This window comes from Mesorhizobium calcicola, from assembly GCF_042682105.1.
Lineage (GTDB): Bacteria > Pseudomonadota > Alphaproteobacteria > Rhizobiales > Rhizobiaceae > Mesorhizobium > Mesorhizobium calcicola.
In genome coordinates this window covers 1-21,598 of sequence record NZ_JBHUGY010000048.1, presented here as the reverse complement: position 1 = coordinate 21,598, position 21,598 = coordinate 1, and the positions used below count along the sequence as shown (strand labels likewise).

At 63.5% G+C, this 21,598-nt stretch carries 16 protein-coding genes; 10 read left to right on the top strand and 6 right to left on the bottom strand.

Features of this window, described 5'->3' with window-relative positions:
• Window positions 1-2 precede the first annotated feature (2 nt).
• A complete protein-coding gene (locus ACFSQT_RS28595) occupies window positions 3-770 on the bottom strand; it encodes an IS3 family transposase (protein ID WP_379024436.1) in 768 nt (255 codons plus the stop codon).
• A 38-nt stretch (window positions 771-808) separates the two neighbouring features.
• Here ACFSQT_RS28595 and ACFSQT_RS28590 point away from each other — a divergent pair, with 38 nt between their 5' ends.
• The 3 genes from ACFSQT_RS28590 to ACFSQT_RS28580 all read left to right on the top strand — a co-directional run bounded on the left by ACFSQT_RS28590 (window position 809) and on the right by ACFSQT_RS28580 (window position 5,624).
• Window positions 809-1,699 carry a class I SAM-dependent methyltransferase gene (locus ACFSQT_RS28590; protein ID WP_379024434.1) on the top strand — a complete coding sequence of 297 codons (891 nt, stop codon included), beginning with the start codon at window positions 809-811 and terminating at the stop codon, window positions 1,697-1,699.
• A gap of 415 nt (window positions 1,700-2,114) precedes the next feature.
• Window positions 2,115-2,795 carry a Crp/Fnr family transcriptional regulator gene (locus ACFSQT_RS28585; RefSeq protein ID WP_379024432.1) on the top strand — a complete coding sequence of 227 codons (681 nt, stop codon included), beginning with the start codon at window positions 2,115-2,117 and terminating at the stop codon, window positions 2,793-2,795.
• A gap of 738 nt (window positions 2,796-3,533) precedes the next feature.
• A complete protein-coding gene (locus ACFSQT_RS28580) occupies window positions 3,534-5,624 on the top strand; it encodes an O-antigen ligase family protein (protein WP_379024430.1) in 2,091 nt (696 codons plus the stop codon).
• Between the two features lie 18 nt (window positions 5,625-5,642).
• Here ACFSQT_RS28580 and smc read toward each other — a convergent pair whose 3' ends face one another.
• The 3 genes from smc to ACFSQT_RS28565 all read right to left on the bottom strand — a co-directional run bounded on the left by smc (window position 5,643) and on the right by ACFSQT_RS28565 (window position 10,716).
• Window positions 5,643-9,101 (bottom strand): chromosome segregation protein SMC, encoded by a 3,459-nt coding sequence (gene smc, locus ACFSQT_RS28575; RefSeq protein WP_379024428.1) that lies wholly within the window; start codon window positions 9,099-9,101, stop codon window positions 5,643-5,645.
• 219 nt (window positions 9,102-9,320) lie between these two features.
• Window positions 9,321-10,073, bottom strand: a complete 753-nt coding sequence (locus tag ACFSQT_RS28570) for a DsbA family protein (RefSeq protein WP_379024426.1) — start codon at window positions 10,071-10,073, stop codon at window positions 9,321-9,323.
• Window positions 10,074-10,215: 142 nt separating this feature from the next.
• The gene (locus tag ACFSQT_RS28565; protein WP_379024424.1) at window positions 10,216-10,716 is read right to left on the bottom strand and encodes a DUF721 domain-containing protein; all 501 of its coding nucleotides are present in this window, start codon (window positions 10,714-10,716) and stop codon (window positions 10,216-10,218) included.
• Between the two features lie 49 nt (window positions 10,717-10,765).
• On the opposite strand from ACFSQT_RS28565, the gene mutY reads away from it, so the two are divergent.
• A complete protein-coding gene (mutY, locus tag ACFSQT_RS28560) occupies window positions 10,766-11,896 on the top strand; it encodes an A/G-specific adenine glycosylase (RefSeq protein WP_379024422.1) in 1,131 nt (376 codons plus the stop codon).
• Window positions 11,889-12,500 carry an HAD family hydrolase gene (locus ACFSQT_RS28555; protein WP_379024420.1) on the top strand — a complete coding sequence of 204 codons (612 nt, stop codon included), beginning with the start codon at window positions 11,889-11,891 and terminating at the stop codon, window positions 12,498-12,500. The genes mutY and ACFSQT_RS28555 overlap by 8 nt, the downstream gene beginning before the upstream one ends.
• A 67-nt stretch (window positions 12,501-12,567) precedes the next feature.
• Here the strand turns inward: ACFSQT_RS28555 and ACFSQT_RS28550 are convergent, their stop codons facing one another.
• Window positions 12,568-13,701, bottom strand: a complete 1,134-nt coding sequence (locus tag ACFSQT_RS28550) for a site-specific DNA-methyltransferase (RefSeq protein ID WP_379024418.1) — start codon at window positions 13,699-13,701, stop codon at window positions 12,568-12,570.
• Between the two features lie 177 nt (window positions 13,702-13,878).
• Between ACFSQT_RS28550 and ACFSQT_RS28545 the strand changes: the two genes are divergently transcribed.
• Window positions 13,879-14,568, top strand: coding sequence for an HAD family hydrolase (locus ACFSQT_RS28545; RefSeq protein WP_379024416.1), 690 nt, complete (start codon window positions 13,879-13,881; stop codon window positions 14,566-14,568).
• Between the two features lie 41 nt (window positions 14,569-14,609).
• On the opposite strand, the gene ACFSQT_RS28540 is transcribed toward ACFSQT_RS28545, so the two are convergent.
• Window positions 14,610-15,317: a hypothetical protein gene (locus ACFSQT_RS28540; protein ID WP_379024414.1), complete on the bottom strand. Its 708-nt coding sequence runs from the start codon at window positions 15,315-15,317 to the stop codon at window positions 14,610-14,612.
• Window positions 15,318-15,446: 129 nt separating this feature from the next.
• On the opposite strand from ACFSQT_RS28540, the gene thrC reads away from it, so the two are divergent.
• From thrC to ACFSQT_RS28520, 4 genes are all read left to right on the top strand, one after another.
• The gene (thrC, locus tag ACFSQT_RS28535; protein ID WP_379024412.1) at window positions 15,447-16,841 is read left to right on the top strand and encodes a threonine synthase; all 1,395 of its coding nucleotides are present in this window, start codon (window positions 15,447-15,449) and stop codon (window positions 16,839-16,841) included.
• A 14-nt stretch (window positions 16,842-16,855) separates the two neighbouring features.
• On the top strand, window positions 16,856-18,148 hold the full coding sequence (locus ACFSQT_RS28530; protein ID WP_379024410.1) for a M16 family metallopeptidase: 1,293 nt from the start codon (window positions 16,856-16,858) through the stop codon (window positions 18,146-18,148).
• A gap of 14 nt (window positions 18,149-18,162) precedes the next feature.
• Complete coding sequence (locus ACFSQT_RS28525) at window positions 18,163-18,759, top strand: GNAT family N-acetyltransferase (protein ID WP_379024408.1); 597 nt, start codon at window positions 18,163-18,165, stop codon at window positions 18,757-18,759.
• A gap of 3 nt (window positions 18,760-18,762) precedes the next feature.
• Window positions 18,763-21,598 (top strand): EAL domain-containing protein (locus ACFSQT_RS28520; protein ID WP_379024406.1); only part of this gene is annotated, 2,836 nt, incomplete at its 3' end.

Sequence of the window (21,598 nt, the reverse complement as noted above, 5' to 3'; positions counted from 1 at the left end):
TTTCAGCGTCTTCTTGAAGCTTTCCGCCTGCGCGTTGTGATAGGGTTCCCGACGGCACTCATGGAGCCTGTTAGACCGGCCGCATCAAGCGCCCGTCGGTAGGTCTCGCTTGCGTATTGGCATCCGCGGTCAGTGTGGTGAATGCAGCCTTGCGGAGGTTTCCTGTTCTCGACGGCCGAATGCAATGCTGCCAGCGCCAGGGGCGTGTCCAGGCGTTTCGATAGTGCATAGCCCACAACCTTGCGGCTGCAGGCGTCAAGAATGACAGCCAGATAGCAGAAGCCAGCGGCAATCCGGATGTACGTAAAATCGGCAACCCACACCATGTCGGGTCGAGGCGGGATCAGGTTGCGATAGAGGTTCGGGTAGATCGGTGAATCGTGGCTGCTATCGGTCGTGCGAACATAGCGCCTGCGCGGCTTGATCCCCAGGCCGTTGGCCCGCATCACGCGCGCCACACGCTTGTGATTAACGAGGTGCCCCCGTCGGTGAAGCTCGTGCGTTACGCGGCGATAGCCGTAGCAGGGCAATTCATCCTGAATGTCCTCGATGATCGCAACGAGGTCGGTATCGTTAAGATTGAAAGCCCCTGCGGTGGATCGGTAGTAGTAGCTGCTTCTCGGGAGATCGATCATTTTGCACCCCCGTCTGACGGAGCAGGCCGCAGGCCGGTGACGATTGAGGAGCTCTCGCTGCCGCCGGCGATTGGCTGGCGCGGCGCGCCGGTTGCTCGTAGATTCGCACTGCCATTGCGTGATGCCGTTCGGCACGCTTGTATCTGTGACGTGCAAGAAAGGGGAGTAGTCATTTGTCTGCTAGAAACGAAACGTCCGCTGGTCACGAAGCGAGTGACGCCGGCTGGCTCGACCTTCATTTCGAATCGTCGCGCCCAGAATACGAGGCGGCATTCCTCGACGCCGGCATCCGCCCGGGCTGGAGTGTGCTCGACGCCGGTTGCGGCAGCGGCAGCTTCCTGCCGCTCATCTCCAAGGCCGTTGGCCCATCCGGTTTCATCGCCGCGCTGGACCTCGCGCCCGAAAACATCACCCGGGTTGAGACACTCGCAGGCACGTTGTCCCAGCCGCCGGAAATTGCCGCACATGTCGGCAGCATCCTGTCGCTCCCTTTCGCCAACGCATCGTTCGATTGTGTCTGGTCTGCCAATGTCATGCAGTATCTGACGCCGGCAGAGTTCGAGCTTGCCGTCGGCGAGGCCAAGCGCGTGTTGAAGCCGGGCGGCATCTTCGCTGTCAAGGATTTCGATTCGACCATCCTGCAGATCCTGCCAATGGATCGGGCCCTGTTCGCGCGTTTCATGGCAGCCAGGCTCAAGGGATTTCGCGACCGAGGCGTGCTCGGCACCGATTGCGGTTCGACACTTCCGATGCGGCTGGGGCAGGCGGGCTTAGAGGTCATCAGCCGCAAGGGCTGGCTGGTCGAGCGTTGGGCGGCCGCGCCTCGTTTCACGCATGACTATGTTCGGGACCTGCTAGCCTATTTTGCCAGCGTCGCGCCGGGCTACGCCCTCCCCGACGCTGACCAGGCCTATTGGCGGGAACTGGGGGAGCGGCCAAATTGCCTGATCGACGATCCGGACTTCTGCTATCGCGAGTTCTTCGTGGTGGCGGTCGCCGGACTTAGCGCTCTGCCCCCGGGTCAGGAGGAGCGGCGGCATGACCGAGATGCGGCGAGAAGCTGACGTCTATCCATGAGACGCGAACGTCCTCTGGCTCAAAAGCTAACGTTCGCGACCAAGCGGCGGCGAGCGCAAGCTAATAATGAGCGAATACCTCGATCAAAGTCATCCCCAGGACGGATTCCGACACCCCAGCTTCTCTTACAAGTGCCCGCAGTTCGGCCTGAGGCGAGAGCCAGAAAGTTCGAAAAGCTTCCAAGAACCCCAGCCAAACTTTTCCGGTCCATTCTGGAACATCACCCATCTCTCGGGAAGGGGGCAGCGATTTATGATCTTTCTGCCCAATGACCAAGATGTGTGGACCAGTTCACAATTGTGACATGACAATCGCCCAAGCGGGCTGCCGTCATCAAACTAGGTGATTTTCCTGACGCGCGGCCTGCGCTAAAATATCGCCTTGCCGAACTTGAGACCCGTCGTGGCCAGGACCAAAAAGCGCCCATTCAACGTGAACGTCTTCCTCAATACCGTGGACGGCGGAAGGACTGTGGCGACGTATCGCAAGAGCGAGACTGTCTATGCGCAGGGCGACCCGGCGGATTCCGTCTTCTACATCCAGAAGGGCAAGGTCAAAGTCTGCATTGTATCGGAGCAGGGCAAAGAAGCGATCGTCGCTCTCCACCAGAGCGGAGACTTTTTCGGCGAAGGCTGCTTGTCAGGCCAGCCGCTACGGTTGGCTACGGTTTCTGCGATGATGGACAGCGTCATTATGCGGCTTGATAAAGCATCAATCACCCGGGTGCTCCGGGAGGAGCCGAAGTTCTCAGAGATGTTCATGTCCTATTTGCTGGCGAGGAACGCCCGCGTCGAAGAGGACCTGGTAGACCAGCTTTTCAATTCGAGCGAGAAGCGTCTGGCGAGATTGCTCCTTCTGATGGCGAACTTTGGCAGGGAGGGGAGCCCTCAGCCTGTCATACCGAAGATAAGCCAGGAGACGCTCGCGGAGATGGTCGGCACCACCAGGTCGCGCGTCAGCACGTTCATGAACAAGTTCCGCAAGCTCGGGTTCATCCATTACGATGGAGATTTGGAGGTTCATAACTCCCTCCTGAACGTGGTCCTGCACGACAATCCTCATCTCAGAGGCAGGGACCGTTGAGGACTGTTCTGTGTGGAACAGTCAAGTCACTTGCGCCCATGTTAAATTTCAGCGGCGGTCCCACCCTCCGGACCGGGCCTACAACCAAAGACCATCTCGGCGAGGCAACGGCATGACTGCCGGCGTACCCACCCCAGTCGTGCGCGTCAAAAAGATGGCACAGCGTTGTTGGTGACGTCGGCGCGTCCGCCCCACCCCCCGCTAGCGGACGCGCCGGCCCCCATTGCGCTGGGGCTTGTGAACAAGCCAGTCGCGGAGAGCGCCAACTTTCTTACCGATTTTGGTCTAGTAGCTGGAATGCCAGCTATCGTGCTGCGAGGAGGTTGACCGTCTCGCCAACCTTGCATGAGCGTGTCCCGGCTGATGCCCTTGGGCGTTCTCTCGCCCGTAAGTTCCACGATGCCCTCCCCTCGCCGGCTATTGGCCCCCGCTTCCGGTTCAACGTCGATCGATGAAGGGGTACGTCGGCATTCATGCGACATCGCCACGTTCATCTTGCCAGGTCCGGGTCTCGCATGTGCACAGAGGGCTTATGCGATCGCCGCCACTCAGCACTGCCTTTCGGCGACCCATGGCGTGTCGCGGCCAAGTGAAGGCTCAAACGAACCCCGATGATCTCTTTAAGTTGCGAAAGCATGCACATGGCCTGAACGGTATCGCCTTGAACATCTGCCTCTTTTCCATACAAGGTCATCGAAGACTCGACTAAGAGGTGTGGCGGTCCAAAATGGAATTTCAATGAACCTTCCTATCTTCGCCATCAACCTCGATCGCGAGACCGGTCGCTGGAGCGGATTGCTCGCCAGTGCTGAAGCGGCCGGCCTGACCTTGCGGCGCATTGCCGCCATCGACGGCCGCGCGCTTGCCAAGGAGGATTGGACTGAGATCGATCTTCCAACCGCGCGCAAGCTGAGCGGGCGCGACATTCTGCCCGGCGAATATGCCTGTTACCGCAGCCATATCCAGGCGCTGGAAACGTTCCTGGCCGGTGGCGGTGCCTATGGCCTGATTGTCGAGGACGACGTCCTCTTCGGCGAAGACACCACACGGCGCATCGAGGCCATCATCGCCGCGGTGCCGGATTTCGACGTCATCAAGCTGACCAACCATCGCATGAGCCTGTTCCTGCGCGCCGTCGGGACGACGGAAGGCGACGAGATCGGTCGCGCGCTGCATGGCCCGCAGGGCTCCGCCGCCGCCTATCTGGTGTCGCGGCAGGGGGCGCAGGGGCTGTTGTCGGCGCTCGCGGTTATGAAAATGCCGTGGGACGTCGCACTCGAACGATTTTGGGACACCGGCCTGAAAGTCTATTCGGTTCGCCAAAACGTGCTTGGCTTTGCCAAGAGCAGCGCGATTTCCGGCATAGCCGGCCCTTCGGGCAGCTATAAATCCGCAAGGCTTGGCGGGCCGAGCCGGCTAAGTGCCGGGGCATTGCGGGCCAGGGACGAGCTGCGCCGCCTGCATCACGTGCTGCTGCGGCCGCCGTTGCCGCGGGAAACCCCGGACTACGCCAGGGACGACGCGCCGCGCAACACCCTGCTTCTGTTCCTTGCGGCACTCGCCATTCTCGCTTTGGTCTCCGCAGTCTGGCGCGAGGCTGACACCTACCGCTATGCGGGGATGGCGCTGGCCGCGGTCGCAGCCATCCGCTGGTTCAGGCTGGACCTGTGGACCTACAGCAAGCCGCTGATCGGATGGGTCGGCGGTCTCTGCCTGGGTTGGTCGCTCTATGTCTTCATCCGACTGGCGATCGTCTATTTGGGCACCCACCAGTTGGGCGCCGCCGAAGGCATCTACCTGTTTCCGCTGTTTTATGCGACGACCGGCTTCTCGTTCTTGCTGTTTGTCAGGCGGCCCGCGCGGTTCGTCCTCTGGTTCATGATCCTCAGTCTTGTCTTCCTGGCGGCGGACACCGCCTATTGGGACATGCTTCATGGCATTCGACCGGAGCCGTGGCTTTTCAACAATCCCATCCACGCTTCGGTGGCGGCCGGTTTCATCTTCCTTTGCACGCTGCAGTTCATGGCCTACACGGCCCAAAGAACGGACCTGAACAACGTGACCAGGAGCCTGCACTGGGCGCTATCGACGGCCGTCCTCCTGTTCGCCATCGCCAACATCATTGCGCTGCGGTCAAAGGGCGTCTGGCTTGCGCTCGCGCTCGTCCTGCTCCTGTTGGCGGTCATGATCCTGGCGAGAGGCCATCGACGTGAGCTGATGGTCGGGGGTGGCGTGCTGGCGATCGTGGCAGCCGGCGTTGTCGCCGCACACAACATCTTCTGGTCCACCGCCGGCGACACCATGATCTTCGTCAAGAGCCTGGTTTCGGATGTCTTGAGCCATGGCGTCCTGTCGGCCTTCGACCGCGCCATCGCGAACGATACGGTTCCGCTTGCGGCCAAGGAACGGCTGATGCTGTGGGCCGATGCGATCGAGGTCTGGAAGCGCCATCCTATCTTCGGAGCCAGTTCCAGCTGGCTCACCGAATGGCAGAACAGGTCTTATCATCCCATGATCTTCAACGTCTTCCACAACGGCTATCTGGAGATAGCCGTGCGCTATGGCGTGGTCGGACTGGCGTTCTTTGCGTTTCTCTACATTTGGTCGTCCAGGCAGGTCCTGCTGGCCATGCGGGCCAGGCTTATCGCTCCGGCCGCATGGTCCTGCTACATCTCAACGCTGGTCTTCTTCGCCCTCACCGTCCTCAGCAATTCGAACAACCGGCTGGCGATCGGCGAGGCCTTCATGTGGTTCGCTGCAGCATTCGGCTTCTACTGCTTCTATCTTCGACAGCAGAACAACCTTGTCGAGCCAAGAACCTATATTTAAAGCGCGTCGCGCGGCGGCTCAGCTCGCCTCACGCATCGCCTCGGCCGCCTGCAGGTCGACCGAGACGAGCTGGCTGACACCCTGCTCGGCCATGGTCACCCCGAACAGCCGGTTCATGCGCGCCATGGTGATCGGGTTGTGGGTGATGATGACGAAGCGCGTCTCGGTGGTGGCGGCCATCTCGTCCATGAGATTGCAGAAGCGCTCGACATTGTGATCGTCGAGCGGCGCGTCGACTTCGTCGAGCACGCAGATCGGCGCCGGATTGGTCAGGAACACGGCAAAGATCAGCGACATCGCCGTCAGCGCCTGTTCGCCGCCGGACAGCAGCGTCATGGTCTGCGGCTTCTTGCCGGGCGGGCGGGCCAGGATTTCAAGCCCGGCCTCGAGCGGATCGTCGGACTCGATCAGCTGCAGTTCCGCCGTGCCGCCACCGAACAAATGCGAGAACAGCCGTTGGAAATGGCTGTTCACCACGTCGAAGGCGGCAAGCAACCGCTCGCGGCCTTCGCGGTTCAGGCTCTGGATCGCCTGCCTGAGCTTGCGGATCGCCTCGATGATGTCCTCGCGTTCCGACACGATCGTCTCCAACCGGTCGGAAAGCTCTTTCTGCTCCTCCTCGGCGCGCAGATTGACGGCGCCCAGCCGCTCGCGCTCGATCTTCAGCCGGTCGAGCTGGCGCTCGATCTCGGCCATCTCAGGCATCGGGCTGTCGGCCTCCAGACCGGTATGACGGATGACCAGATGCGGCGGCGTGTTCAGTGTTTCCTGGATGCGCGCCTCGACCTCCAGCCGGCGTTCGTCGGCCGCGGTCAGCCGTTCTTCAGCGCGGACGCGGGTCTCGCGCGCCTCGGCCAGCGACTGGATGGCGCCGGTGGCCGCCTTGTCCAGTTCGGATTGCCGGCTTTCCGCCTCCTGCAAACGGTCGGCGGCCGCCTTGCGCAAGGTCTCGGCCTCGTTGAGCTGCGACAGCAAGGCGCGTCGCTTGGCATCGATCTCGTCGGGCGCATCCGCCAGCCGCTCGCGTTCGGCCTCCGCCTCGGCCTTGCGTTCGCCGAGCGAGGCGATCTGCGTTGAGGCGTTTTCGGCCCGCTCCAGCCAGTTGCTGCGCTCGGCGCCAATGGCATCGAGCCGGCGCGTGCGCGCCTCGGCTTCGCGCCGCAAACCCTCATGCACGGCACGCGCATCGGCAAGCGTGGCGCGATCGCGGGCGACATTGGCCGCGGACTGTTCGAGCTGCAATTGCAGGTCGCCCAGATCAGGCGCGTCCTGCAGCAGCATTTCGGCTTCGGCGAAGGCCGCCGAGGTCTCCTCATGGCTGTCAACGATGCGGGCGCGCGCCTCATCCAGGGCGGCGCGCCGGCTCGACAATTCGCCGCCGGCCTTTTCGGCCTCGGCTAGCGCATTGCGGGCTGCGTCCAACCGATGCTGCGCGTCACGCCCGGCCTGGCGCGTGTTGCGCTCAGCCTCGCTCGCCAGGCGAAGCGCCTGTTCGGCCTCGGCCAGCGCCTCCTCGGCCTGGCGCAGGACGAGCGTCGCCTGCACCGCCTCGGCATCGAGCTCGGCCAGCCGGTTCTTCTGCGCCAGCCGTTGCGCGGCGGCGGTCGGCGCATCGGCACTGGCGGTAAAGCCGTCCCAGCGCCACAACGCGCCCTCGCGGCTGACCAGCCGCTGGCCGGGAGCAAGAAGCGCCTGCAGCCGGCGGCCGTCGCCAGTCTCTACGATACCGATCTGCGCCAGACGGCGGGCGAGCTGTGCCGGCGCGTGAACGACGCTGGCAAGGCTTTTGACGCCTTCGGGTAGCGCCGCGTCGCCGGGTTGGATCTCGCTTTCGCCCCAATGCACCGGTGCGCTGCGATCGAGCGGCACGTCGAGGTCTTCGCCAAGGGCAGCCCCCAGCGCCGTCTCGAAGCCGCGCTCGACGCTGATCTGCTCCAGCACGGCCGGGAAGAGATCGCCACTGGCCGCGTTGAGGATCTTGGCCAGCGTGCGCGCTTCGGTTTCGATACGCGCCAGCTCGGCCCTGGCATCCTGCAGCGGTGGCCGGGCAGCGCTTTCGGTGGCGCGGGCATCGATGACCGACTGCTCAGCCTCCGCCACGGCAGTCTCGGCTTCCTCCAGCAGCGCCATCGCCTGTTCGACCAGCATGCGCTTCTCGGCCGGATCCGGCAGGCCGGCGACCTTGGAGAGGATGTCGGACAATTCCCGGTCGACATCGGCGAGCTGGCGGGCGAAACGGTCACGGCGCTCGGCGGTGTCGCGCAGCGTCCGTTCGATCTGGTTGCGCGACGCAGCGGCCTCCGCCCGTTCGGCGGTCAGTGCGGCGAGTTTCGCTTCGCTTGCGGCAAGCGTCGATGCCGCCTGTTCGAAGGCAGCCCGGGTGCTGGCTTCGCGCTCGGCGGCACCGGCATTTTCGGAGTTGAGTGAGGCTTCCTCGGTGCGAAGGCGCTCAAGGATATCCGCGTTGTCGCGGACCATGCGCTCCTCGCGCGCAATGTCGCCGTCAAGCTGCTGCAGCCGGCGCTCGAGCTCGCTCTGACGGGCGCGGATGCGGCCGGCTTCCTCCTCGATCTGCGACTTGGCGATCGACAGGCGTTGGAAGGCAGCGGCGGCGGCGGCTTCCGCGTCGCGCAAATCAGGCAAGCGATGGGCGCCGATGCCTTGCTCCCTTGCGGCGGCCATCTGGGCTGCGGCGCGATCGCCGACCAGCGCCGTGGCAACCGCCAGCGCCGAGCGCGCCTCGCCTTCCTGTGTCTTGGCCAGCGTCCAGCGCAGATGCAGCAGCGTCGCTTCGGCCTTGCGGATATCGGCCGACAGGTTCTTGAAGCGCGAAGCCTGGCGCGCCTGGCGCTTCAGGCTTTCGATCTGGCTTTCCAGCTCGCCGACGACGTCGTCCAGGCGTTCGAGATTTTGCTCGGCCGCCTTCAGCCGCAGCTCGGCCTCGTGACGACGGGTGTGCAGGCCGGAAATGCCGGCCGCTTCTTCCAGCAGGGCGCGGCGCGCCTGCGGCTTGGCCTGGATCAGCTCGCCGATGCGGCCCTGCCCGACCATCGACGGCGAGCGCGCACCGGTCGACTGGTCGGCGAACAGAAGCTGCACATCCTTGGCGCGCGCTTCCTTGCCGTTGATGCGGTAGAGCGAGCCCGCCTCACGCTCGATACGGCGCGACACCTGCAATTCATCGGCATCGTTGAAGGCGGCGGGCGCCGAGCGGTCGCTGTTGTCGAGGAAGAGCGTGACTTCGGCGGTGTTGCGCGCCGGGCGCGTGCCCGAGCCGGAAAAGATGACGTCGTCCATACCAGACGCGCGCATGTTCTTGTAGGAGCTTTCGCCCATCACCCAGCGCAGCGCCTCGACCAGGTTCGATTTGCCGCAGCCGTTCGGCCCGACAATGCCCGTCAGGCCGCGCTCGATGACGAACTCGCCGGGCTCGACGAAGGACTTGAAACCGAGGAGGCGAAGGCGCGAAAACTTCATTCGCGCCGCCCACTATAGCGGTTCAGCGTTTCACGGAAACGCAGAACCGCTCTATCTCTTTGTTTTGACGCAATTCCGGACGGAAAACCGCCACACACTTTTCCTGGAATTGCTCCAAGCGGATTCAGCAGAAGTGTGCCGCGGTTTTGCGAGGAGAATCCACGGCAAGGCAAATGGGCGCGCACGCCGAAGCGCCGCCGGCTCGGCGCTGCCCGAGCGTCAGAGCAGAGGGTCGATGATGGCCGACATTTCCGCAATCGACATCGCCCCCTTGTAGGTCTTACCGTTGATGAAGAAGGTCGGTGTCGAGTCGACCTTGAATTCATTGGCGCCGCGCTTCTGGACCGATCTCACATCGTCCAGAAGTTTCTGGTCCGTCAAGCAGGCCTCGAAGGACTCCTGTGTAAAACCGGCGAGCTTCGAGATTTGCAGCAGCGCATCCTTGGTATTGGGCACTCCAACCCAGTTCGCCTGCTGCCTGAACAGGACATCCACCATCGGGAAATAGTTATCCTTGGCGCAGCGCGCCAGCATGAAACCGGCTTCGGCACTCGGATCGAACGGGAATTCGCGCAGGATGTAGCGGGCCTTGCCGGTGTCGATGTACTTGGTCTTCAGGTCCGGAAAGGTGGTCTCGGCGAAATGCGCGCAGTGCGGGCAGGTCATCGAGGCGTATTCGACGATGGTGACCTTGGCGTCGTCCTTGCCGAGCTGCTTGTCGGGCAATGCACCGGGCTTCAGCAGTTCAGCCATGTCAACCGTGCCCTGGGCTTCCGGTGCCGTAGCGGCGGCCGGCGTTGTCGGCGTGGCCGGCTTCGTGGGCGCGGCCGGATCCGCGGGCTTCACGTCCGCCGCCTTGGCTTGCTCGCCAGAGTCGCTGCAGGCGGCCAGCAGTGCCACCGCCGGAATGGCGGCGAGCGAAGACAGGACGTTTCTGCGAGACAAGCTTTGGCCAAACGGGGGACGGTTCATACGAATCACCTGACAAGGGTTGGATTTTGCAATGCAAAGGCAAGAAAAGGCGAGAGTTGGCGCGAATTAAGGCATCTCGATCCCCAATCCAATCGCGAAACCTGAGAAGGGTGATCACGAATGCGAGATATTGACGACAAATCTATGACTTCCTTTCCCCCAGAATGGTCGCGCCGAGCCGTTCCAGCGAGGCGCGCAGCCCATCATCGTCGACCAGGCCGACGGTCGAGGACAATTTCGTCTTCTCGGCCGCGGTCAGCGGCCTGAAGGTCGGTTTGCGCTTGCCGTTGTCCGCCGTCACCGGCTTCTGCAGGATCCTGATCCGGTTGATGGCGGTGAAGCCGAGGAAGGCATTGACCCGGTTGATGATCTCGCCGGTCTCGTGCTGCAGGTGAAGTGCCGCCATGCCTTCGCAGGCGATGACCAGCACCGCCGGCTCGAACGGATCGTCCTCATGCAGGCGGCGCGGCCACTGGATCTTTTCGGGCCGCGAGCGGCTGGCAAGGCGCGGGCCGGCGATCTCTTCCCACGATTGGACGAGGCCGATCGAAATGCCGGCTCGCTTGCGCAGCACCGGGTCGAGGATTTTGGTCGCAAGATCGCTGACCGGGACGGGATTGCCGTAGGGCGTTCTCCCTGCCATGTACGTTCTCCAGCCACCACCAGCATCGGCCAAGGCCAATTCCCGATCAATGGCACCAGCAGAGCAGACCCGCAAGACCATACCCCAAGACAGTGACATCGCATCCCGCTTGCTCGGCTGGTACGATGTGCATCATCGCGAGTTGCCGTGGCGGATCACACCGCGCGAGCATGCGCGCGGCATACGGCCTGACCCCTACCGTATCTGGCTTTCCGAAGTCATGCTGCAGCAGACCACCGTCGAAGCGGTGAAATCCTATTTCCGCGTATTCGTCGAGAAATGGCCTGATGTCGAGGCACTGGCGGCGGCGCCGACCGAGGACGTGATGAAAGCCTGGGCCGGGCTCGGCTACTATTCCCGTGCGCGCAATCTCAAGGCCTGTGCAGATCTGGTGGCAGAGCGCGGCGGCCGCTTTCCCGACACGGAAACGGCCTTGAGAGAACTGCCCGGCGTCGGCGCCTATACATCGGCGGCCATTATGGCGATCGCCTTCGACCGCCCCGCCGCCGTCGTCGACGGCAATGTCGAACGTGTCATCTCCCGGCTGTTTTCGATCATGACGCCGCTGAGCGAAGCCAAGGCCGAGATACGCGCCCATGTCGAGCGCATGGTGCCAGACACAAGGCCGGGCGACTTCGCCCAGGCGATGATGGATCTCGGCGCCACGATCTGCACCCCGCGCCGGCCGCGCTGCATGCTGTGCCCGCTGCGCGGAGATTGCAGCGCCGTCGTTTCAGGCGACCCCGAGCACTTCCCGGTGCGGCTGCCAAAAGCCGACAAGCCGCTGCGGCGCGGCGCGGCTTTCGTTGCCGTGCGGGGTGACGGCGCCATCCTCCTGCGCAAACGGGCGGAGAAAGGGCTGCTCGGCGGCATGACCGAGGTGCCGACGACCGCCTGGACCGCGCGGGTCGACGGCGCCACCACGCAAGCGGCCGCACCCTTTCCCGGCAATTGGAAGCCCACGGGCCGGATCGCGCATGTCTTCACCCACTTCGCGCTCGAGCTCGACGTGTTCCTTGCCAATACGAAAGGCGAGACCCCGGCCGGCCACTTCTGGTCGCTGCCCTCGGACATTTCGGGTGAAGCGCTGCCCACTGTCATGAAAAAGGCAATCGAGGCTGCGATACCCGGCGCGACGAAAAAACCGTCGCCACACAGTGCAAAGAGGCCTCATGACTGAAATCCGCCACATCGTTTTCGACATCGGCCGCGTGCTGATCCATTACGATCCGAATATCCCGTTCAGCCGCCTCATACCGGATGCCGAAGAGAGAAAGTGGTTCTTCGACAATGTCTGCACGCATGACTGGAACATCGAGCAGGATCGCGGCCGGACATGGCAAGAGGCCGAGGCGCTGCTGATCGCAGAACATCCCGATCACGCGGAAAACATCCGCAATTTCCGCCGCCATTGGCACGACATGGTGCCGCATGCCTATGACGACAGCGTCGCCATCATGGTCGGCCTGATCGAGAGCGGCCACGACGTCACCATGCTGACCAATTTTGCCAGCGACACGCTGGCCGAGGCGCGCAAGCGCTTCGATTTCCTCGATCGCCCGCGCGGCGTCACCATCTCCGGCGAGATCGGCATGATCAAGCCGGATCGCGGCATCTATGACCATCACGTCGCCGCGTTCGGGCTCGAGCCGTCGGCCACGCTGTTCATCGACGACAGCCAGAAGAACGTCGACGGCGCCAAGGCGGCCGGCTGGCAGGCTGTGCTGTTCACCGATGCGAAGACGCTTCAGGCAGACCTTGAACGCCTCGGCATAAAGGCGTGATTTGAATCGCTTCCAGCGATCCGTTGAGAATTCAAATCAACGAGAATGCGCGGCAATTGGCAGGGCTTCAGGCCCCTGCCCGCTCCATGCCGAGCCGGGCGATGCGACGCAGCTCGTCGATCGGGGTCAGGCCGCCGCTGCGCTCATAGTGCCAGAAGGTCCAGCCGTTGCAGGCATCCAGGCCCTGCACTTCGGCGCCGATCTTGTGGATCGAACCGGCACTGTCGCCGATCGCAACGGTGCCGTCGGCGCGCACCTTGGCCGCCCAGCGCTTCTTGGCGTCGTATAGCGTGGCACCGGGCGTCATCAGCCCGGTGTCGATCAGGCTGACGAAGGCGACGCGCGGCTCGGCGCGCTTGCCGGTGAGCACGGTCAAGTCGGCGCCCTCCAGCGGCCGCACCGCGTCGATGCGCTCGTTGGCCGCGTCGATATAGGCCTGCTCGCGCTCGATGCCGACGAAATGGCGGCCGAGGCGCTTGGCCACCGCGCCGGTGGTGCCGGAGCCGAAGAACGGGTCGAGTACGATGTCGCCGGGCTTGGTCGACGCCATCATGATGCGGGCGAGCAGCGCTTCCGGCTTCTGCGTCGGGTGCAGCTTGTCGCCATTGTCGTTCTTCAGCCGCTCGCCGCCGGTGCAGATCGGAAACAGCCAGTCGGAGCGCATCTGGATGTCGTCGTTCGAGGCCTTCATGGCTTCGTAGTTGAACGTGTAGCCCTTGCCCTTCTGGTCGCGTGACGCCCAGATCATCGTCTCATGCGCGTTCTGGAAACGGCGGCCACGGAAGTTCGGCATCGGGTTGGTCTTGCGCCAGACGACGTCGTTGAGGATCCAGAACCCCAGATCCTGCATCTTGGCGCCGACCCGGAAGATGTTGTGATAGGAGCCGATGACCCAGATGGTGCCGTTCGGCTTCAGCACCCGGCGCGCCGCCAGCAGCCAGGCGCGGGTGAAGGCATCGTAGGCCTCGAAGCTCTCGAACCGGTCCCAGTCGTCGTCTACGGCGTCGACCTTGGACTGGTCGGGCCGGTGCAGGTCGCCGTCGAGCTGCAGATTATAGGGCGGATCGGCGAAAATGACGTCGATGGACTTTTCGGGCAGCCGGTCGAGCGCGGCGACGCAGTCGCCCTTGAGGATCGTGTCCAGCCATTCGGATTGCTGGGGAGCGTTGGAAAGCTCGTCGAGAAGACGCACGGCAGACATTCTGACACCCAAGGCACGCGTTGCAGTTTTACTCTCTGTTATGGTTACCGATCAGCGTAAATATTCGGTGAAGGTCAAAGCCGCGGACTTGCGAATTTGCGAAGGTGGCCCTGTTGGTGTATGCCGCGCCGCCTGAGCCTTCCGAGGCCCCTTCATCCTCCCATTGTCCGGATCACCATGCCCCAGCCAGACCTTGTCATCTTCGATTGCGACGGCGTGCTCGTCGATTCCGAAATCATCGCCGCACGGGTCGAGGCGGAGCTGCTGACCATGGCCGGATACGAAATATCGGCTGAGGAAGTCGCCGAAACCTATGCCGGGCTGACCTTCAAGGACATCATGATGCGGGTCGAGGAGAAGTCCAGCATTCCGTTCCAGGCCTCGCTGATCGACCGCGCCGAAGACCTTGTCGACCGCAAATTGCGCAGCGACGTCCGCGCCATCGACGGCGCGCGCGAGGCGGTCGCCACGGTCACGGTGCCGCGCTGCGTCTGCTCGAATTCGCGCTCCGAGCGCATCGAGTTCATGCTGGAGAAGGTGCACCTGCTGCCATATTTCGCCGGCCGGATCTTTTCGGCCCTGGAGATACCAAGCAAGAAGACCAAGCCGGCGCCTGACGTGTTCCTGTTCGCGGCGGAAAAACTCAACGCCAAGCCGGCAAACACTTTCGTCATCGAGGATTCCGTGCACGGCGTCCACGGCGCCAGGACGGCCGGCATGCGGGTGATCGGCTTCACCGGTGCCGGCCACAGCTATCCCGGCCATGCCGACGCGTTGACGGAGGCCGGCGCCGAGACGGTCATCCGCCGTTGGGCGGAGCTGAAAAGCGTGATCGCCGCATTGTCGGAGTGGTCGGCGGATGCCTGAGAGCGTGCGCCGCAACGCACGCTTCGTACAATCGTCGAGACTCAGTTCGTCGCGGCAGCCTTCTTCCGGTTCTTCTTCGACTTGTCCGTCGTCGCCTTCGGTGCGGTTTCGTCATAGCCGGCATAGACCTGATAGTCCTTGGCCGCCGGCTCGGGCACGACAACATTGGGATCGCTAAAGACGAATTGCGTGGCGACCGAGGGATCGGTGACCTGGACCTGATACTGGTGCAGCTGCGAGTACAGGACCTCGGGGCCATGCATCACGGCGACCCGGATCGGCATGGTGATGGTGCCCGGAGAAAACTTCGGTCCCGGAACGATCTTGCCGGCGACCGCAACCTTCATCGACAGCTGGCCGTTGGCACGGCTGCAATCGCGTGTCACGTCGCTGACCGATGCCTGGTAGATGATCTTGTCCGAATCGTCGGGCGGAGTCACGGTCGCGTCGGCTGCGGCCTGGGCATCCTCGGCGGCATCGGCCTTTTTCCTCGACTTGGGCTTCGGGACGTTTGCATAGGTGTTGAAGAAGGCCGTGCCGTCTCGCACCGTCACGCTCGGACAATAGGCCTGCAACTGACTGGCCAGGACCTTGGGATCCTGTGGTGGTGGCGGCGCCGTCGGATCCTTCTTGCCGATGCCGAGGTTCAGGATGCCATTGTCGCCCGATTGGCAGCCGGCGGCGGCAAGCATAAAGCCGGTGAGCGCAAGACCCGCCAAAAAGCGACTGCTGAATGTACGAAACGCCATGAAACTGCACTTCCCTCTCGCAAAGCTGGTGACGTATATCAACCGCGCGGCAAAAATGCGACTGAGCCAGCGCAGAAATTAACCACCTTGCGGTGGACGGAAAAGCCAAGCAGCAATGGATTTGTGACAATGCAATATGTGAGTACCCGCGGCGAAGCGCCCGTGCTTGGATTTTCCGACGCCGTGCTGGCTGGCCTGGCGCGCGATGGCGGGCTCTATGTGCCGCGCGAGTGGCCGCAATTTTCCGCGGCCGAAATTCGCGCCATGCGCGGCCTCGCCTATCCCGACCTTGCCATCCGCGTGCTGTCGCCGTTCCTTGGCGACGAAATCCCGGCGCCCGTCTTCGAACGCCTGGTCCGCGAAGCCTATGCCACCTTCCGCCACGAGGCCGTCTGCCCGCTGGTGCAGACCGGCCCCAACACCTTCATCCTGGAACTGTTCCACGGGCCGACGCTCGCCTTCAAGGACGTGGCGATGCAGCTTCTCGCGCGGCTGATGGACCATGTGCTTGCCGAACGCGATCAGCACGCCACCATCGTCGGCGCCACTTCGGGCGATACCGGCGGGGCGGCCATCGATGCCTTTGCCGGCCGCAGTCGCACCGACATCTTCATCCTTTTCCCGCATGGCCGCGTCTCGCCGGTGCAGCAGCGGCAGATGACGACATCGACGGCTGAAAACGTCCACGCGCTGGCCATCGAAGGCAATTTCGACGATTGCCAGGGCCTGCTCAAGGACATGTTCAACGATCACGGCTTTCGCGACCGGGTTGCGCTGTCGGGCGTCAATTCGATCAACTGGGCCCGCATCATGGCCCAGATCGTCTATTATTTCTCCTCGGCGCTGTCGCTCGGCGCGCCGGACAGGCCGGTCTCCTTCACGGTGCCGACCGGCAATTTCGGCGATATCTTCGCCGGCTACGCCGCCAAGAAGATGGGCCTGCCGATCGAGCGGCTGGTCATCGCCACCAACGACAACGACATCCTGGCGCGCACCTTCGCGACCGGCGAATATCGCACCAAGGGCGTCTTTGCGACCACTTCGCCGTCGATGGATATCCAGGTGTCGTCGAATTTCGAACGCTTGCTGTTCGAAGCCTCCGACCGTGACGCGGCGACCGTGCGTCGCTACATGGACGGACTGAAGCAGTCCGGCGCCTTCACCATCGAACCCCGGGAAATCGCTCGGATGCGGTCGGAATTCGATGCTGGCCGCGCTGATATGGACGAGGTCGCCGCCACCATCCGCTCGACGCTGACCGCCAGCAATTACCTGCTCGATCCGCACACCGCGGCGGCCGTGCATGTCGCGGCAGGCAGGGCGGGTGCGGTGCCGATGGTGGTGCTGGGCACCGCCCATCCGGCGAAGTTCCCGGCCGCCGTCGAAGCCGCCAGCGGCGTGTCTCCGGCACTGCCCGCATGGCTAGGTGGGTTGATGACATCAGAGGAAAAATACACGGTACTTCCATCCGACCTGAAAATGGTGGAAGATTACGTCGGCCGCCGCGCGCGGGCGGCGCGTTAGGGAGTAGTAGCCATATGGGTGTTGAGGTAAGCCGTCTGTCGAACGGCCTGACAGTCGCCACCGAAACCCTTCAAAGCATCGAATCGGTTGCCCTTGGTGCCTGGGTCAAGTCAGGTGCCCGCAATGAACGTGACGAAGAGCATGGCATGGCCCATTTGCTCGAGCACATGGCGTTCAAGGGCACGAAAAGGCGAACTGCCTTTGAAATCGCATCGGAGATCGAGGACGTCGGCGGCGAGATCAACGCCGCCACCAGCGTCGAGACCACCTCCTACTATGCCAGGGTGCTCTCCGACGACGTGCCGCTGGCCGTCGACATTCTTGCCGACATCCTGCAGGAGTCCGAGTTCGACCCGCAGGAGCTCGAACGCGAGCAGCATGTGATCCTGCAGGAGATCGGCGCCGCGCACGACACGCCCGACGACATCGTCTTCGACCGCTTCACCGAGACGGCCTTCCGCCACCAGACGATCGGCCGCTCGATCCTGGGCACGCCGGAAACCGTCAAATCCTTCACCTCGAAGCAGCTGCACGATTTCATCGAACGGCAATACGGCGCCGAGCGCATGGTGATCGTCGCTGCCGGCGACATCAAGCACGACAATTTCGTGCGCGAGGTCGAAAAGCAACTCGGCGGCTTCCGCAGCAAGGCCGACAGCACCATCCCGCAATATGCGCAATATGTCGGCGGCGATTTCCGCGAGAATCGCGACCTGATGGACGCGCAGATCGTGCTGGGGTTCGAGGGCCGCGCCTACCATGTGCGTGACTTCTATGCCTCGCAGGTGCTGTCGATGATCCTCGGCGGCGGCATGTCGTCGCGTCTTTTCCAGGAAGTCCGTGAAAAGCGCGGCCTGTGCTATTCGGTCTATGCCTTCCATTGGGGCTTTTCCGACACTGGCGTCTTCGGCGTCCATGCCGCGACCGGCCAGAGCGACATCGCCGAACTGGTGCCGGTCATCATCGACGAGTTGCAGAAGGTCGGCGAGAACATCCTGCAGGAAGAACTCGACCGGGCGCGTGCGCAATATCGCGCCGGGCTGATCATGTCCGCCGAAAGCCCGGCCAGCCGCGCCTCGCAAATCGCACGGCAGCTGCTTCTGTTCGGCCGGCCGATCGCCAAGGAGGAACTGATGGAACGGCTGTCGGCGCTGACGATCGAGCGTCTGACCGATCTGTCGTCCCGGCTGTTCTCGACCACACCGACGCTGACCGCTGTCGGGCCTGTAGGTACGCTGGCGCCCTACGAGGCGATCCTCGAGTCGCTTGCGGGCACGCAGACCACGGCCCGCAAGCTCGCCGTCTAGCCCCTCAAAGCGTCGTGTTCGCGCTCCCGTTCTTTCGCCGTGACCTGCCGGCGCTGAAGGGCGACCGCGTCACGCTGCGCGTGCCCTTCACGAACGACTACCGCGAGTGGGCGGCGGTGCGCGGCGAAAGCCGCGCCTTCCTCGAACCATGGGAGCCACGCTGGACTCCCGATGAACTCGACCGTACCGCATGGCGGCTGCGCATCAGCCGCTACCGCGAAGACTATGCCCAGGGAACCGCGATCGCCTTCTTCATCTTCGAGAAAAGCAGCGGCAAGCTGGCGGGCGGCATCACCCTCGGCAACATACGCCACGGCGTCTCGCAAAGCGGCCATATCGGCTACTGGATCGGCGAGCGCTTTGGCGGCCGTGGCCTGATGACCGACGCGGTCAAGGTGGTGGCGCCCTTCGCCTTCGATACGCTGAGGTTGCACCGGATCGAGGCGGCCTGTATTCCCGACAATATCAGGTCGATCCGCGTGCTTGAAAAAGCCGGATTCCGGCGCGAAGGACTGCTGCGATCCTATCTCAGGATCAACGGCATCTGGCAGGACCACTACCTCTACGCCCGGATCGCGGACGATCCGCCGGCCGCAGGAACGAAGGACTGATTTTTGACGAATTTCCTGCGAAACGGGCCGCTGTTCGCCTTTGTCGTCGCGACAATCCTGGCGCTGTGCGCGGCATCGTCGGCCTTCGCCGTCGAACCGATCAAGATTGCCCGCGACGATGTCGCGCTCGACCTTTCGGGCGCCGTCGAGATCTACCGGAACCAAGGTGAAAATTTCCAGGTGTCGACCGCTCCCGGGCCGGACGGCATCGTGCGGCGCATCGAGGTCGAGGCCAACGATGCGCGTTCGACCGGCGACTGGGCAGTGTTCGCGCTGGCCAACACCACCGACCAGCAGCTCGACCGGCTGATCGTCGCGCCGCATTTCCGCCTGGTGAATTCCGGCATCTTCTGGCCCGATCTCGGCTCGACCCGCATCGCCGCCATCACGCCCAGCGAAGGCTTTGCGCTCGACCGCCAGACCAGCCCCGATGCTGACGTGTTCCGGGTGACGCTGAACCCGGGCACGGTCATCACCTTCATCGCCGAGCTGGCCTCGCCTAAGCTGCCGCAGGTCTATCTGTGGGATCCGGAATCCTACAAGGATTCGGTCAATTCCTACACGCTGTTTCGCGGCATCGTCATCGGCATTGCCGGCCTGCTGGCGCTGTTCCTGACCATCCTTTTCGTGGTCAAGGGAACCTCGATGTTCCCGGCGACCGCGGCACTCGCCTGGGCGGTGCTCGCCTATATCTGCGTCGATTTCGGCTTCCTCAACAAGATCATCGAGATCTCGCCCGGCAACGAGCAGATGTGGCGAGCGGGAACGGAGGTGGCGCTGGCGGGAACCTTCGTGGTGTTCCTGTTCGCCTATCTCAATCTCAACCGATGGCACGGCCATTTCAGCTATGGCGCGCTGGTCTGGATCCTCGGACTGGTGCTGATCGCCGGCGTCGCCATCGTCGATCCGGCGGTCGCCGCCGGCATCGCCAGATTGTCCTTCGCCGCCACCGCGCTGACCGGGCTCGGCCTCATCATCTTCCTCGGCATACGCGGCTACGACCGCGCCATCATGCTGGTGCCCAGTTGGGTCATGGTGCTGTTGTGGCTATGCGGGTCGTGGATGGCGATCACCGGCATGCTCGACAACGACATCGCCCAGCCGGCACTGGGCGGCGGGCTGATCCTGATCATCCTCTTGATCGGCTTCACCGTCATGCAGCATGCCTTCGCCGGCGGCGCGCTGCATCAGGGCCTGTTCTCCGACCTCGAGCGGCAGGCGCTGGCCGTCGCCGGATCGGGCGACACCGTGTGGGACTGGGACGTGCTGCGCGACCGCGTCGTCACCAAGCCCGATGTCAGCATCCAGCTTGGGCTGGCGCCGAACAGTCTGGGCGGTGCCGCACGCAACTGGCTGCCGGTGCTGCACGCCGACGACCGCGATACGTTCCGCACGACGCTCGACGTGGTGCTGGAACACCGGCGCGGCCGGGTGTCGCAGAACTTCCGCCTGCGCGGCGCCGACGGCCACTATCACTGGTTTTCGCTGCGTGCGCGGCCGGTCATCGGATCGGACGGCGAGGTTATCCGCTGCGTCGGCACCATGGTCGACGTGACCGAGCAGAAGAAATCCGAGGAGCGGCTGCTGCACGACGCCGTGCACGACAATCTGACCGGTCTGCCGAACCGCGAACTTTTGATGAACCGGTTGGAAGCGGTCATCTCGATCGCCCGCACCGAAGAGAAAGTGCGGCCGACCGTCTTCGTCATCGACATCGACCGTTTCAAGCAGGTCAATGACGGGCTCGGCATCTCGGCCGGCGACACCATCCTTTTGACCATTGCGCGCCGGCTGCACCGGCTGCTCAAGCCGAAGGATTCGCTGTCGCGCTTTGCCGGCGACCAGTTCGCGCTGATGCTCTTGTCCGAACAGGACCCGGCCCGTATCGCGGCGGTGGCGGATGCCATCAAGCACGCGATCAACAACCCGATCACTTTCGCCAAGCGCGAGATCGTATTGACGGCGTCGATCGGACTGATCACCTGGAATTCGCCGCAGATGTCGGCCGAGGACATGGTCAAGGATGCCGAGCTTGCCATGCATCAGGCCAAGCGCTTCGGCGGCGACAGGATCGAGCCGTTCCGTCCGGCTTTCCGCACCGTCGGCACCGACAGGCTGCAATTCGAATCCGACCTGCGGCGCGCCATCGAGCGGCGCGAATTCACGCTCGCCTACCAGCCGATCGTGCGGCTGGAAGACGGCAGCGTCGCCGGCTTCGAAGCCCTGCTGCGCTGGGACCATCCGCGCCGCGGCATGATCCCGCCGGCGGATTTCATCCCGGTCGCCGAGAGCTGCGGGCTGATCGTGCAACTCGGCCTGTTCGCCATGCAGCAGGCGGCGGAAGACCTCGCCGGATGGCAGAAGCAGATCGGCGACGCGCCGCTGTCGGTCTCGGTCAACCTGTCCAGCCGCCAGCTCATCCGCCGCGACCTGGTCAGCGATGTCCGCTCGGTTATCGCGCGGGCCAATCTGAAGCCGCGCTGCTTCCGGCTCGAGCTCACCGAATCGCTGGTGATGGACAATCCGGAGCAGACTGCCCATGTGCTGACCAAGCTGAAGCAACTCGGCATTGGCCTGTCGCTGGACGATTTCGGCACCGGCTATTCCTCACTGGCCTATCTGACGCGTTTCCCCTTCGACACGATCAAGATCGACAAGAGCTTCGTCGACGACAACACGCCCAAGCGCGCGGTGCTGCTCAAATCCATGGTCAACATGGCGCATGAACTCGGCCTGTCTGTCGTCGCCGAAGGCATTTCGGACGAAAGCGATGCGTTGGAACTGCGCCAGATGGGCTGCGAATATGTGCAGAGCTTCATGTTCGGCGCACCGATGCCGG

Coding starts and splice junctions, on each gene's coding strand:
- ACFSQT_RS28530 (WP_379024410.1), top strand. CDS start 16,856: ATGGGTGTTGAGGTAAGCCGTCTGTCGAACGGCCTGACAGTCGCCACC.
- ACFSQT_RS28545 (WP_379024416.1), top strand. CDS start 13,879: ATGCCCCAGCCAGACCTTGTCATCTTCGATTGCGACGGCGTGCTCGTC.
- smc (WP_379024428.1), bottom strand. CDS start 9,101: ATGAAGTTTTCGCGCCTTCGCCTCCTCGGTTTCAAGTCCTTCGTCGAG.
- thrC (WP_379024412.1), top strand. CDS start 15,447: ATGCAATATGTGAGTACCCGCGGCGAAGCGCCCGTGCTTGGATTTTCC.
- ACFSQT_RS28570 (WP_379024426.1), bottom strand. CDS start 10,073: ATGAACCGTCCCCCGTTTGGCCAAAGCTTGTCTCGCAGAAACGTCCTG.
- ACFSQT_RS28550 (WP_379024418.1), bottom strand. CDS start 13,701: ATGTCTGCCGTGCGTCTTCTCGACGAGCTTTCCAACGCTCCCCAGCAA.
- ACFSQT_RS28580 (WP_379024430.1), top strand. CDS start 3,534: ATGAACCTTCCTATCTTCGCCATCAACCTCGATCGCGAGACCGGTCGC.
- ACFSQT_RS28565 (WP_379024424.1), bottom strand. CDS start 10,716: ATGGCAGGGAGAACGCCCTACGGCAATCCCGTCCCGGTCAGCGATCTT.
- mutY (WP_379024422.1), top strand. CDS start 10,766: ATGGCACCAGCAGAGCAGACCCGCAAGACCATACCCCAAGACAGTGAC.
- ACFSQT_RS28555 (WP_379024420.1), top strand. CDS start 11,889: ATGACTGAAATCCGCCACATCGTTTTCGACATCGGCCGCGTGCTGATC.
- ACFSQT_RS28540 (WP_379024414.1), bottom strand. CDS start 15,317: ATGGCGTTTCGTACATTCAGCAGTCGCTTTTTGGCGGGTCTTGCGCTC.